Source organism: Verrucosispora sp. TAA-831, from assembly GCF_050780145.1.
GTDB lineage: Bacteria > Actinomycetota > Actinomycetes > Mycobacteriales > Micromonosporaceae > Micromonospora.
The window spans coordinates 6,760,916-6,774,181 of sequence record NZ_CP192240.1; the positions used below are offsets into that span (position 1 = coordinate 6,760,916).

The 13,266-nt window shown below is 69.8% G+C and carries 7 protein-coding genes; 5 read left to right on the forward strand and 2 right to left on the reverse strand.

The annotated features are described in order from the left end of the window. Positions 1–36: 36 nt before the first annotated feature. Positions 37–3,138, reverse strand: coding sequence for an AfsR/SARP family transcriptional regulator (locus tag ACQVFL_RS30115; RefSeq protein ID WP_431728143.1), 3,102 nt, complete (start codon positions 3,136–3,138; stop codon positions 37–39). Between the two features lie 426 nt (positions 3,139–3,564). Here ACQVFL_RS30115 and ACQVFL_RS30120 point away from each other — a divergent pair, with 426 nt between their 5' ends. Genes ACQVFL_RS30120 through ACQVFL_RS30135 form a run of 4 tightly spaced genes read left to right on the forward strand, consistent with a single transcriptional unit; the run spans position 3,565 to position 8,437 of the window. Continuing rightward, on the forward strand, positions 3,565–6,075 hold the full coding sequence (locus ACQVFL_RS30120; RefSeq protein WP_431728144.1) for a putative bifunctional diguanylate cyclase/phosphodiesterase: 2,511 nt from the start codon (positions 3,565–3,567) through the stop codon (positions 6,073–6,075). Between the two features lie 13 nt (positions 6,076–6,088). Further along, complete coding sequence (locus tag ACQVFL_RS30125; protein ID WP_396697482.1) at positions 6,089–7,414, forward strand: glycosyltransferase family 87 protein; 1,326 nt, start codon at positions 6,089–6,091, stop codon at positions 7,412–7,414. Further along, complete coding sequence (locus ACQVFL_RS30130) at positions 7,411–8,043, forward strand: phosphoribosyltransferase (protein ID WP_396697484.1); 633 nt, start codon at positions 7,411–7,413, stop codon at positions 8,041–8,043. Before ACQVFL_RS30125 ends, ACQVFL_RS30130 begins: the two co-directional genes overlap by 4 nt. A 22-nt stretch (positions 8,044–8,065) precedes the next feature. After that, positions 8,066–8,437, forward strand: coding sequence for a zf-TFIIB domain-containing protein (locus ACQVFL_RS30135; protein ID WP_396697486.1), 372 nt, complete (start codon positions 8,066–8,068; stop codon positions 8,435–8,437). Positions 8,438–8,510: 73 nt separating this feature from the next. On the opposite strand, the gene ACQVFL_RS30140 is transcribed toward ACQVFL_RS30135, so the two are convergent. Beyond that, positions 8,511–11,213 (reverse strand): replicative DNA helicase, encoded by a 2,703-nt coding sequence (locus ACQVFL_RS30140; RefSeq protein ID WP_431728145.1) that lies wholly within the window; start codon positions 11,211–11,213, stop codon positions 8,511–8,513. A gap of 373 nt (positions 11,214–11,586) precedes the next feature. Between ACQVFL_RS30140 and ACQVFL_RS30145 the strand changes: the two genes are divergently transcribed. Beyond that, entirely contained in the window at positions 11,587–13,239 is a 1,653-nt protein-coding gene (locus ACQVFL_RS30145; RefSeq protein ID WP_431728146.1) for a hypothetical protein, read from the forward strand. Positions 13,240–13,266 lie beyond the last annotated feature (27 nt).

A 13,266-nucleotide genomic window follows, 5' to 3' on the forward strand; every position in this document is an offset into this window, starting at 1 on the left:
AAATCGATAAGAAGGTTTCTCTCGTTCTGTCGCTGCTCAGCGGTGGTCGGCACCGGACGACGCGGCGGCCAGTCGGGTGACTGTCACCGCGACGGACGCGCCCGCCAGACGGCGTTCGACGTCGAACCGCTCGGGTACCCCCATCCGCCGGAAGATCGCCAGGGCACGTTCCCAGTGCCGGCGCGCCTCCGCCGGGTCCGTGCCGGACAGGTGCTCGGCGAGGCCCGCCAGGGCTCGACCCTGCTCGTACGGGTGGGCGATCCGGGTGGCCAACTGCAGGGCCGACCGGTGCAGGGCGGTCAGCCGGTCGGCGTCGGCGGAGTCGGCGAGCGTGAACGCGAGATCGTTGAGGGCGGCGGCCTCGACGTGCGGCTCACCCGACTCCACCGCCAACTCCCGGGCCAGTTCGTGCTGCCGCACGGCCTCGTCGATCCGGCCCAGTCCGCGCAGCGCGTTGCCGATGTCGTTGCGCACCTCCGGCTCCGCGTAGCGGTGACCGGTGCGCTCCCGCATCACCAACGCGGCCCGCAGTGCCCGCAGGGCGGAGGTGTACCGCCCCATCCGACATTTCACCCCACCGATGTGTCCCAACGCGTTGAGGATGTGGAACTGGTTGTTGACCTGGCGACCGAGATAGAGGTGCAGGCGATGCAGGCGCAGTGCCTCGTCGTACCGGCCGAGCAGGCCGAGCGCGAGCCCCACGCTCGGCAGGAAAGTCGGCACCTCGCCGGGGTCGTACCCGTTCTGGCTGCGCAGTCCGTCCAGACCGCACCGCACCGCCTCTTCGAGATCACCACGGATCCAGTGGATGGCGGCCAGGTTGGTCCGGTAGCGGCCGATGTTCTTCAGGTCGCCTCGCCGCTCGGAGATGCGGACCGCCGCGCCGACGTGCTGCAACGCGTCCCCGTAGTCGCCGGTACGGACGTAGGCGGAGGCGAGGTAGTTGTGCATCGCGGCGATCGCCGCGTCGTTCTCGACGTGCTCCGCCGCCGCGAGCCCGTTCAGATGAGTCGAAATGATGTCGTCGAAATAGCCCCGGACGTAAAGGAACCGCCACAACAGTCGGGTCAATCGCCACGCCTGATCGTGGTGTCGCCATTCCCGGGCCCGTACGACGAGCGACACGAGGTTCGCCCGCTCTGTCTCCATCCATTCCTCGGTCGGTGTTCCGACGTCGGCCAATAAGTCGGGGCGGCGAGGTCGACCGAGGCTCACCTGCCCTCGTACGAAACCGGACTCCAGGTCGTCGGCGACACCGAATGCGAGGTGCAGAACGAGGTCCAGCAGATCGACGAGAGCCCCATTCCGGGTGTCCGGCGAATCGTGTCGCATCGACAGCTCGTGGGCGTACTGGCGGATGAGGTCGTGCATCCGGTACCGCCCGGCCTCGACCTCTTCGATCAGATGACGGTCGACGAGTACGTCCAGCGCCTCGGCGGTGTGGTCCAGGGACAGCCCGGACACCGCACTGGCGATCGCCGCACCGAACACCGCGCCCGGAGCGACGCCGAGCAGCCGGAACAGTCGCTTTGCGTCGTCGTCCAACGGTTCGTACGAGGCCGCGAACGCGCCGGCCACGCTCCGGTCCCCGGACGCGAGGTGGTCCAACCGGCGGGCGTTGCCGGCCAACAGCGCCGCCAGGTCCGCAACCCTCCAGGTCGGTCGATGCGCCAGCCGCGAACCGGCGAGCCGGATCGCCAGCGGCAGGTGCCCGCACTGCTCCACCACCGCCACGGCCGCCTCGGGTTCCGCCGCCACCCGTGCCGATCCGGCCGTGGAGGCGAGCAGCGCCACCCCCTCCGCGACGTCCATCACCGGCAGGGACACCGGTGGCCCGACGTCCAGGCCGGTGATCCGCCGCCGCGACGTCACGATCACGGCGCTTCCCGGCACCGTGGGCAGCAGCGGGCGGACCTGCTCGGCGTCCGCCGCGTTGTCCAGCACCACGATCACCCGGCGTCCGGTCAGCTCACGACGCCACAGGACCAGCCGGTCACCGAGTTCCGGCGGGATCCGTCCACCCGGCACACCGAGTTGACGCAGCAGCGTCGCCAGCGCAGCGGTCGGGTCCACCTTCGCGGCGGGGTCGTGACCCGCGAGGTCGATGAAGAGTTGCGCGTCCGGGAAGCGGGCGGCGAGTCGACCGGCGACGTGCAGGGCTAACGACGTCTTGCCGCTACCCGGCATGCCGTCGACGAGGTGCACCGCGGAGAGCGAGGTGCCGGCGCGCAGTGTCGCCGCCACCAGGTGTTCGACCGCCGGGGTCCGACCGACGAAGTCCGGCACCTCGCGGGGCAGGAACGGTTGCGTAGCGCCGCCTCGGCCCTCCTGGTCCCGGGTCGAGGAAGCCGGGCGCGACCCCGCCGGATGCCGACGTTGCCGCTCCCGCGCGGCGATGTGCTGGTGGAGTTGCCGCAGCTCCGTCCCGGGCTCGATGTCCAACTGCTCGCGCAGGACCCGTCTCGCCTCGGCGTAGGCGGCGATGGCACCGGCGTGGTCGTTGCGCAGGTACAGAGCCCGCATGAGCAGCAGGTGGGCCCGCTCGCGCAGCGGTTGCCCCATCAACAGTTCCCGGAGCACCGGCAACGCCTCGTCGTACCGACCCAGACGGATCCGCAGCTCGGCCAGGAGTTCCGCCGTCAACATCCGGTCCTCGGTCGCCGAGGCCACCTGTGCCAGCAGCCCCGGCCCCAGCGGAAGCCCGGTGAGCATCGGTCCCTGCCAGCGCGCCAGCGCCCGCACCAACAGGTCCGCCGCAGCCGGTTCGTTCGCGACGACGAGCCGACGGGCCTCGGCGACCTCGGACTGGAAGACGAAGACGTCCACATCGGAGGGGTCGACGTCGAGGCGGTAGCCGTCACGGGTGCGGACCAGCACCTCACGCTCCGGCACCAGCAACTCAAAGCTGCGTCGCAGATTAGCCGCATAAGTACGGACATTGGGCACGGCCGAGTGCGGTGGGTGGTCCGGCCACAGCTCGTCGACGAGCTGACCCACCGACACCAGCCGCCCGGGATTGCAGGCCAGCATGGCGAGAACCGTCTGCTGTTTCGGCGTCCCCAGGGGCAACACCCCCGAGTCGAGGCGTACCACGAGACCGCCGAGGACCTGAATCTGCACCGACCCCTCTGCCCGCATTCAAAGGATCACTGTACGCAGCTTAACCAGGATCCCGTGCTGCCAGTCCCCGCGTGATGCGGCAAGCTCGACCGAAACGGCGGATGAAACGAGCAAAGCTTCTGGTCACACTTGTTCCGCAGAAATCCTGCGGCGGCGGGCACCGAGGTGGACAACGCGATCGGCCCACCTTATTGGACCCTCCGTTAAGCGGGTGGGACTGAACGTGACTTAATATCACCATATTGGCCTATTCTGCGCAATAAGACACCTTTAGTCGCTATATGCCCGCAAGCGCCCCTAGGGTTTGGCTACCAACGCGAAGGAAGCACCAAACTGGGGGTCGAGATGAACTCGAACGAATGGGGCTGATCCCATCTTCTGGATCAGGACCAACCGACGTACGCTTGCGGAGCGCAGCCCCTCGGTGACGAACGGGGACGATGGTTGGCTCTGCAGGAACGACAGACCGGGACCGATCGGCGGCTACTGCCGCTAATCGGTCTCGTCGTCGTTGTGGCCGGACTGGCCGCCGCGGTCTCCGTCGCCCACCTGCCCAGCTACGGAGCAGTCAACGCCACCCTCACCTGGACCGCCCTGATCTCCCTCGTGGCGGTCGGCTTCACCGCGAAGGTCCGCGTCCGCATTCGCGCCTCCAACCACTACATCGCATGGACCGAGACCGCGATCATCATCGGCCTCGTCGTGGCACCGACCTCCGTGGTCGTCCTCGCCACCGGCTTCGGCGTCGCCATCGCCACCACACTGGCCCGGCTCCCACCGATCAAGCGCGTCTTCGGCATCGCCAAGAACATGCTCGTCGCCACCGCCGCCGGCCTGGTCCTGCAACTGTTCACCTGGCCACCGACCGACTCCGACATCGCCGCGACCATCGCCCCCCTGGCCGCCGCCTACCTCGCCGCGGTGCTTCTCGACGAACTCGTCACCCTGCCGGTCATCGCCATGGCCACCGGCACCTCGCTGCGCAGACTCTTCCTCGACAACTGGGACGTCCGCCTCACCGCAGCACTGACCCGCCCCATCGTCATCGTCGGCACCATTCTGATCGTCAAGATCGACACGTGGCTGCTGCTGGTCGTACCACCACTCGTCCTCAGCCTCCACCTGCTCAACTCCAACCGCGTCCGCAGCCGCACCGAACAACAGGCCTGGCAACGACTCGCCCAGACCACCGACGCGCTCAACGTCGTCGAACTCGACGACGTGCTCACCACAGCGGTCACCCGCGCCGCCGAACTCTTCTCCGCCGACGAGGTCGAGATCGAACTACGCGAGGACGGCCGCGTGGTACGCGGCTCCACCGAGACCCTCACGTACGACGGACCCATCGGCGAGCCCACCGAGGTACACGGCGCCACCGTCCCCGTACGCCTCGAAGGACACGACAAGACCGTCGACGTCGGCATGCTGCGCCTCCGCTTCCGCGGACCGGTACGGCTCTCCGAACGGGAGCGGTACACCCTGCACACCTTCGCCTCCGCACTCTGCACCGCCGTCCGCAACGCCCAGGCGTACGCCGAACTCGCCCGGGTGGCCCAGGCCCACGCCCACGCCGCCGCACACGACGCACTGACCGGACTGGCCAACCGACGCCACCTGCTCGAAGAAGGCAACGAGCAGTTGCACCACCGGCACGCCGACGGCATCACCGCCCTCGTCCTCATCGACCTCAACCACTTCAAAGAGGTCAACGACACCCTCGGCCACGCCGCCGGTGACCAGATGCTGATGCAGGTCGCCGAACGGCTCCGCGCCGCCGCCCGCGCCGACGACCTGGTCGCCCGCCTCGGCGGCGACGAGTTCGCCGTACTCCTGCGCGCACTGCCCGCCCCCGCAGTCGCCGCACACCGCGCCGACACACTCCTCGCCGCCCTGCACGAACCCTTCGACATCGACGGCATGCGGATCAGCGTCGAAGCCAGCGGCGGCATCGCCGTCGCCCCCGCCACCGGCGGCATGGTCGAACTGCTCCGACGCGCCGACGTCGCCATGTACCAGGCCAAACGAAGCGGAAACCGGATCGCCACCTACGCACCCGCGCGCGACACCGCCGACATCGGCCGACTCACCCTCGGCGGCGAACTACCCCGCGCCGTCGCCGACCAGGAGTTCACGGTCAACTTCCAGCCCATCGTCGACCTCGGCACCGGGGAAGTCATCGCCGCCGAGGCACTCGCGCGCTGGCGCCACCCCACCCACGGCATGATCGACCCACTGCGCTTCCTGGAAGCCGTCGAACGCTCCGGGCTGCTGCCCGCGTTCGCCGAAGCCATCCTCGACCAGGCCCTGGTCGCCGCCGGCACCTGGCGCGACGCCGGGTTCGACGTCCCGGTGGCGGTCAACGTCTCCCCCCGCAGCCTGCTCGACGCCCGCTTCCCCGGCTCCGTACTCGCCCGCCTACGCGCCCACGACCTACCCCCCGACCGGCTCGTCCTGGAACTGACCGAAACCCTCACCCTCAGCCAACTCGACGTCGTCGACCAGGGACTCACCCGACTGCGCGACGCCGGCATCCGCCTCGCCCTCGACGACTTCGGCACCGGCTACTCCTCACTCTCGCTGCTCTCCCGCATCCCCGTCCACGAACTCAAGATCGACCGAAGCTTCGTGACCGCCATGGAATCCGCCACCGAAGCCGCCGCCATCATCCGCTCCACCCTCGACCTCGGCCGCAGCCTCAACCTGGCCGTCGTCGCCGAGGGAGTCGAACGCGAGGCCCAACGCCGCGCCCTCTGGGAACTCGGCTGCACCGCCGGACAGGGCCACCTCTTCGCCCGTCCCCTCGCCGCCGGCACCCTCCTCGCCGCCCTCCAACGCGGAGCCGGCGGCCGACCAGGAAGCCTCGCCGCCCCCCTCCACGACGCCGGCGCCGTCGTCCGGCTACCCAAGGGCAAGGGACGCCGACAGGGGGGCCGGGGCCACCACCGGCCCGCCTGACACACTGGCCGACGTGAGCGCCGCCACCTCGACCACCCACCGCCTCAGCAGGTGGCAACGCCTCGACACCGCCGCCGACGGCCTCGCCCTCGACCTCGGCCTGTACGCCACCGCAGCCGCCTTCGCCGCGATCACCGCCGCCACCAGCACCCTCGTACCCCACCGGGCCTGGGGCACCATCGCCGCACTCGGCTACCTCGCCGCCGCACTCGCCGCCACCGGACAACTCCTCCTGCGCCGCCACCGACCACACTCGAAACTGGTCACCCTGCCCGGCCGAGCCCTCGTCACCGCACTCGCCTGGGCCGGCACCGCCCTGCTGCCCCTGATCTGGCAGAGCATCCAACGCACGGCCGGACGCACCGACCGCGCCCAGGAAGAAGTCCTGGTCGTCGAGGACTCCGGCGCCCGCCTCGTCGACACCGGGACGCCCTATCTCGGACCCGACGCCATCGCCGCCCTACCCTCCGACGAACGACTTCTCGGCTACACCCCCTACCAGCCGGGCATGGCCCTGTTCGGCATCCCCCGGGCACTCGTCGACACCTGGTGGACCGACGCCCGGGTCTGGTTCGCCGTCGGCACCGCCGTGGCGCTACTGCTGGCCATCCGCATCCTGCGACCACCCACCGCCCGCAGCCGGACCACCCGGCACCAGGCCCTCCTGCTGCGCGGCGTACAGGCCGCCACCGTCCTGCCCGTCTGCGCGCTCACGCTCGCCACCGGCGGCGACGACCTGCCCGTACTCGCGCTCTGCCTGCTGGCACTCGCCCTCGCCGCCACCGACCGACCCGGCTGGTCCGGCATCGCGGTCGGACTCGCCGGTGCCCTGAAACTCTTCGCCTGGCCGGTCGCCGCAGTGCTGATCATCTGGGGTCTCACCCGCCGCGCCGGCCTGCGCGTGGCCGCCGGAGCCCTCGGCCTCCCCGCCGCCGCACTGCTCCCCACCCTCCTGGTCGACCGCACCGCGCTGGTGGAGAACGTGCTGCGCTTCCCCCTCGGCCACGGCCTGGTCTCCAGCCCCGCCGCCACACCGTTCCCCGGCTACCTGATCGCGAACACCCTGCCCGCCGGGCGAGTGGTCGCCGCCGCCCTCCTGGTCGCCGCCGGGACCGCCATCGCCGTCCTGCTCGCCCGCCGCCCACCCCGCACCGCTCGCACCGCCGCCCTGATCTGCGGGTACGGCCTGCTCGTCGCCATCCTGCTGATGCCCGCCACCCGATTCGGTTACCTGCTGTACCCGATCGCGTTCCTGCTCTGGGCACCCGCGCTCGACCTTCCCGGGATCCGGCAACCGCCGAGCACGGGCGACCGACAGGGCGTAGACCTGAGGACATGACCACCTACCGCGACCGCACCGAGGCAGGCCAGGTACTCGCCGACCGACTCACCGACCTGATCGGCGAACCGGACCTCGTCGTGCTGGGCCTGGTACGCGGTGGCGTGCCGGTGGCCCAGGTCGTCGCCGAACGCCTCGGCGCACCCCTCGACGCACTCGTGGTCCGCAAACTCGGCATGCCCTGGGCCCCCGAGGTCGCCTTCGGCGCACTCGGCCCCGGCGGCGAACGCGTCCTCAACGAGGTGATCGCCAGCCGCCTCGACCCCGACGACATCGCCGGAGTGCAGGAACGCGAACAGGCCGAACTGGACCGGCGCGAACAGCTCTACCGGGCCGGCCGACCACCATTGGACCTCACCGGACGCATCGCCCTGATCGTCGACGACGGTCTGGCCACCGGCGCGACCGCCCGCGCCGCCGTCCAGGTCGCCCGCCACCTCGGCGCCCGCCGCGTGGTGGTCGCCGTACCCGTCAGCGCCCCCCAGGCCCACGAGATGTTGGCCGCCGAGGCCGACGAGGTGGTCAGCGCGCTGCAACCCGTCGACTTCGGCGCGGTCGGCGCCTACTACGACGACTTCCACGAGGTCTCCGACGGCGAGGTCACGGCGGCGCTGACCTCAACCGGGTGAACCGACCAGGTACCTTCGGGACATGAGCCTGACCTGTCCCAAGTGTCGCGGAGAAATGCGCCAGTACGAGCGCAGTGGGGTCGTCATCGACCAGTGCGGCGAGTGCCGCGGGATCTTCCTCGACCGTGGCGAGCTGGAGAAGCTGTTCGAGGCGGAGGCCAACTGGAGCGCCGCCCAGCAGCCCCCGGCCGCTCCCCAGGGCGGCTACCAGCCCCCACCGCCACCCCCGGCACCCGCCCCGCACCAGCCCGGCTACGGTGCCGTTCCGCCGCCCCCGCCGCACGGCTACCCGGCACCGGCACCCGCCTACGGCCACTCCCAGCAGCACTACGGCTACCACGGCCACTACCGGCGTAAGAAGCGCAAGAGCTTCCTGGACGACATGTTCGGCTGAGCCACCCCGCGACCGGGCCGCCACGTCGGCCGGCCCGGTCGCCTCCGGCGGGTTGAGCCGGTTCTCGGACGGCTCAGACGATGGCCATGTCGACGAATCTCGACAGGTGCAGTTGGGCAGCCACGGTCACCGTGTCGGTCGGCCCATTCCGATGCTTGGCAACAATGAAATCCGCCTCTCCAGCACGAGGCGATTCCTTGTCGTAGTAGTCGTCCCGGTGCAGAAGAATGACAACGTCGGCATCTTGCTCGATCGAATTGTGGGCGGCGATGCCGTTGGCGATGAAGTTGTGCGTACCAAGCACGGTCGCGTCGAAGACATCCTGCTCACCGATCGACTCGATCGACACGACCTCGTCCCAGAAGACGTCGTTCGTGGCATGCAGGTCCAGGTCGGCGGCGTCGAGGACCCGAGCGATGTTCGCCAGTCGGGAACGACTCGGTGCACGCTTCCACAACGCACTCCCGCCGAACGGGGTGCCGATGGCCTTGGCGAAGTCACGATGACTCATGCCATTCTCGACAAGAATCTCGCGTACCCGATCCCAGACCTCGCGCGGCACGGTGTCGACGTTGGTGTTGGCGGTGGTCTCCGCCAGGATGGCGAGCAGGGCGTCGCACTTCGCCGCCCTGGCCCCGTGCACACCGATCTCGCGCAGGAACCGCAGTTGGTCGTCCCGCCCGGAAATGTCGAGGGTGTACTGCGGGCGATGCCGGGTCACCGGCACCGTCTTCAGCCGGGCAGTGATGCCGTATCTGAGCAGGAGACGGGAGATGTCCTCCAACATCCGCCGACTGGTCGACGTGAAGTAGATCCGCCCATCCTGACCGGACTTGTTGACGTGCACTGACCCGTCAGTCGCCCAGATGTGCCGAAGAAAGAGGGTGACCTGCTCCTTGGGCAACCCGAACAGGCGCTGCGGCACGAACGTCTCGTACGACCTGCATCCGAAGAGTCCGAACCCGTCCAACCACTCGGCGATCGGATTACGTCGCCCATGGGCGAGCGGGTACGGAGCGGGAAGTCGAAGAGTCGTGACTCGCACCGTCGGATGGTCGTCGCGTACCGCCGTGACACCGAAGTACTTCGCAGCCTCCGACACCGCCTGTAGGTTCGCCTCGTCGACGCTCGCGTAGCGAATGGGTTGACGTCGCACGAATGAACCGTCGCCGAGTAGGTGCGCCAGAAGCACCACCTCTTCCTCGGCCATGGGTCGGACGGCCAAGGGCGGGGGTACGTGCCGAGGCGTCGCGAGACGCATCCCCGGGGTCAACTCACCGAGCGGAACCCAACCGGCGAATGTAAGGAAGGGATGGTTTGCCGTGGCGTCGACCTGCTTGCCGGACGTCAGCGTCAACCGAAACACCTCGCGATGGCCGCTCGGGAAGACGTGCGTCATCGTCCGTGGCGTGTACCGCAGGCTCTCGTCGAGTGCCCAGACCGGAACGTCCTTCGCATCGCCGGCCAGGAGCTGACCGAGTGTGACCTCTGAGTTGTCGTCGGCCCGGATGAGCCTCGTCTCGGCGGTCAGGCAGCCGCTCTCCCGCAGGTCGGACAACTGGGGGCGCTTGTCGGTGCGTTGTTCGGGGCCACGGTTTAGCTGACTGACCGCGATGACCGGACACTCGACCTCCTTGGCCAGCAGCTTCAGGCCTCGGGACAGGTCCGCGACCTCCTGCTGACGGCTCTCGGTGCGTTTCGGTGAGGTCATCAGTTGGAGATAGTCGACCACGATCAGCTTGAGGTCGTGCCGCTGCTTGAGTCGACGGGCCTTGGCCCGGATCTCCATCAGGTTCATGCTCGGCGTGTCGTCCACGAAGAGTGGCGCCTCACTGATCTCACCCATGCACCGGGCGAGCTTCGTCCAGTCGTCGTCGGAGAGTTGCCCACTGCGCAGCACGTGCAACGGCACCCGTGCTTCGGCCGAGAGCAACCGCATGACGATCTCGACCTTGCTCATTTCCAGCGAGAAGATGGCTGAGGCATGATTGGCCCTAATCGCTGCATTTCGGGCAAAATCCATACTTGCCGTAGATTTACCCAAACCCGGGCGGCCTGCCACAATGATCAATTGGCCGGCGTGCAGGCCGTTGAGCAGGCGGTCCAGATCGGTGAATCCGGTGGGTACGCCGGTCATCACGCCGCCCTGCGCGCCGACGGCCTCGATCTCGTCCAGCGTCGGTTGCAGCATGTCGGCCAGGACGGCGAAGTCCTCGCTGACGCGGCGCTCGGTCACGTCGTAGACGGCCTGCTGGGCCAGATCGACGACGTCGTCGACGTCGCGAGTGCCGCCGCCTCCGGTGCCGTATCCGAGTTGGACGATCCTGGTGCCGGCCTCGACCAGCCGCCGGAGTACGGCCCGCTCGCTGACGATGCGCGCGTAGTACGCGGCGTTCGCCGCGGTCGGCACGCTCGCGATCAGCGTGTGCAGGTACGGTGCGCCGCCGATCCGGGCCAGGTCGCCGGAGTCGGCGAGCGCCGCCGCGACGGTGATCGCGTCGGCGGGTTCACCCCGGCCGTAGATCTCCAGGATGATGTCGAAGATGGTGGCGTGCACCGGCCGGTAGAAGTCGTTGGTCTTCAGGATCTCGACGACGTCGGCGATGGCGTCCTTGGACAGCAGCATGCCGCCCAGGACACACTGCTCGGCCGCGACGTCCTGGGGGGGCGTCTTGTCGAACTGGCCGTCGCGCGGTGGCGGGCCGGACTGCTGCCCGCCGTTGGGAAACGACTCTGTCCGCATGTCATCCGTGACCGACACCGGGCCCCCCTCCACTGCGTCGGATCGTTTCCGGGCTCACCGCCCGGGGTGTGACGGTCGACCGGCCGTCGATCGGGGGCATCTGGCGGCGGGTCGGGGGCTAACGATACGGAAACCGAGGTCAGCCACTCAACCAGGCCGGTGGACGAGCCTCGGGACAACCTGTGGATGGCGGTGGACTGACATGTGCGCAGCGTGTGCACAGCATGTGGATAACTCCTGGGGAACAGTGCGGCTCACGGCGTTGAGCTGGACAGGTATCGTCCCCAGCCTGTGGACAGGAATTTCCGGGTAGGGCTTTGTCCTGAACGTCCCGTAGGATCGGTGCCCTACGGCTACACCTGGACAGCGGATTGCGCTTTCGGTTGAGAAGGGTCACGCTCCGGCCGTGAGTTACCGGGACTGGGTACGCGGGGAGGACGGCCCGCGTGAGCGGCCGACCGCTTCGTGGGCCGAGCCCGTGGAACGGGACCCGGACGAGCGGTACGACTCCGCGGTCGAGCGGTACCGCACCCCGAGTCGGCGTCGGGCCGCCGAGCGTGGCCAGGACGAGCCGGCCGAGCCGTACCTGCCGCGGTGGGCTCTGGAGTCCGGCGTCCGCAGTGTCGACGGTGGCGGGCGGCACGCCGCTCCGGACGATGACGACGAGGTCGAGCGGCCGCGCTACGCGGGCGGTCGGCGCTCGGCGGAGGGTGGCCGGGGTCGCCGTGCCGGTGAGTCGGGCCGGCGTGAGCCCACGTCGCGGGCCGCGGCCCTCCCGGAGTCCGATCACACCCGCGAGTGGACGTTCGACCGGCCACAGGAAGAGGGGTACGTCGGTAGTCGTCGCGCCGAGGACGACGACCCGGTCTCGGGTGTGACGCCGCAGAGTCGGCCGCGTCGCGCCCAGTCGCAGCGCCGTCAGGTGACCTGGTCGGGGCTTGCGGAGGAGGACGGCGAGTCTGGCGGGTCCGAACCGGCCGTCGAGCCGCCCACCCGGCGTCGGCGGCGTGCGGCGGAGCCTGCGACGCCTGCGGTCGACCCGTGGCAGCGGGGTGCGGAGCGGGTCGCCGAGCCGGAGTACCAGCAGCCGGCGGTGGATCCGTGGGACGCGTCCGGCCTGCATGCGTGGGACCGGTCGGCGGTCGACGCTCGCCGGGTGGAGCCCACGTCGGCGGATCCGTGGGACGCGGACAGCACGAGTCAGTGGCTTCAGGCGGCGGGTTCGGATCCGTGGCGCGAGCCGGACAGCACCGGCCAGTGGGATCGCTTCTCGGAGCCGGAGCCCGGGCCGGCTCCGGAACCACGGGAACGGGATGGGGAGCGGCCATCGGAGCGGTGGGCCGGTTACTCCGAGCCGGACCGGTGGGATCGGACGGATGTGCCTCGGTCCGGGGCTGCTCCGGCGACCTCGGGTGCCGGGCAGTGGTCCTGGTCGGAGCGGGCTGAGCCGGAGCCGGCGCGGGAGCCCTTCTGGCCGGGTACGCGTCTGGCCGGTGACGATCCGCGGTGGGTGGACGCGCCCGAGGCGGCGCCTCGGTCGCCGGTGGTCGGGTACACCGCGCCTCGGCCGCGGTCCGCGACGCGGCGGCGCTCGTCGCCCGCGGCGGCTCCGCCGCGACCGGTCGGGATGGCGGCGGTACGGCGGCGGATCGAGGCGGTCGGTTCCGGAAGCTGGAACCGGCGGCTGGAGGACGATCTGCTCGATCCGGATCCGGGTGGTCCGTGGTTGCCGTTGCTGTACACCGCGGCCTGTTATCTGCTGCCGGCGGCGGTGATCTTCGTGTGGCTGTTGACGCTCGACGGGGCGCCGCCGACGGGTTGTGTGACCGACATCAGTGGCGGCGGCTGTGATTCGCCGCGGGCGCGGGCGTTCGGCGCGATGGTGGGTGGGTTGCCCCGCTTCGGGTTGGCGTTGATGAGCAGCCTGGCGGTGGCGATGTTGCTGCGCCGGGTGGGTACGACGTGGCGGTCGACCACGGTGGCGCTGGCCGCTGCCGTGGTGGGTGGGGGTCTGTCCACCGTGATGATCAGTGCGGTGACGGGCCAACCGATCGGCTGACGGGTCGACGCGCGCTGGCCCGTCGGC

Excerpts from the sequence above, each read along its gene's own strand:
- ACQVFL_RS30115 (WP_431728143.1), bottom strand. The coding sequence starts at position 3,138 with ATGCGGGCAGAGGGGTCGGTGCAGATTCAGGTCCTCGGCGGTCTCGTG.
- ACQVFL_RS30130 (WP_396697484.1), top strand. The coding sequence starts at position 7,411 with ATGACCACCTACCGCGACCGCACCGAGGCAGGCCAGGTACTCGCCGAC.
- ACQVFL_RS30135 (WP_396697486.1), top strand. The coding sequence starts at position 8,066 with ATGAGCCTGACCTGTCCCAAGTGTCGCGGAGAAATGCGCCAGTACGAG.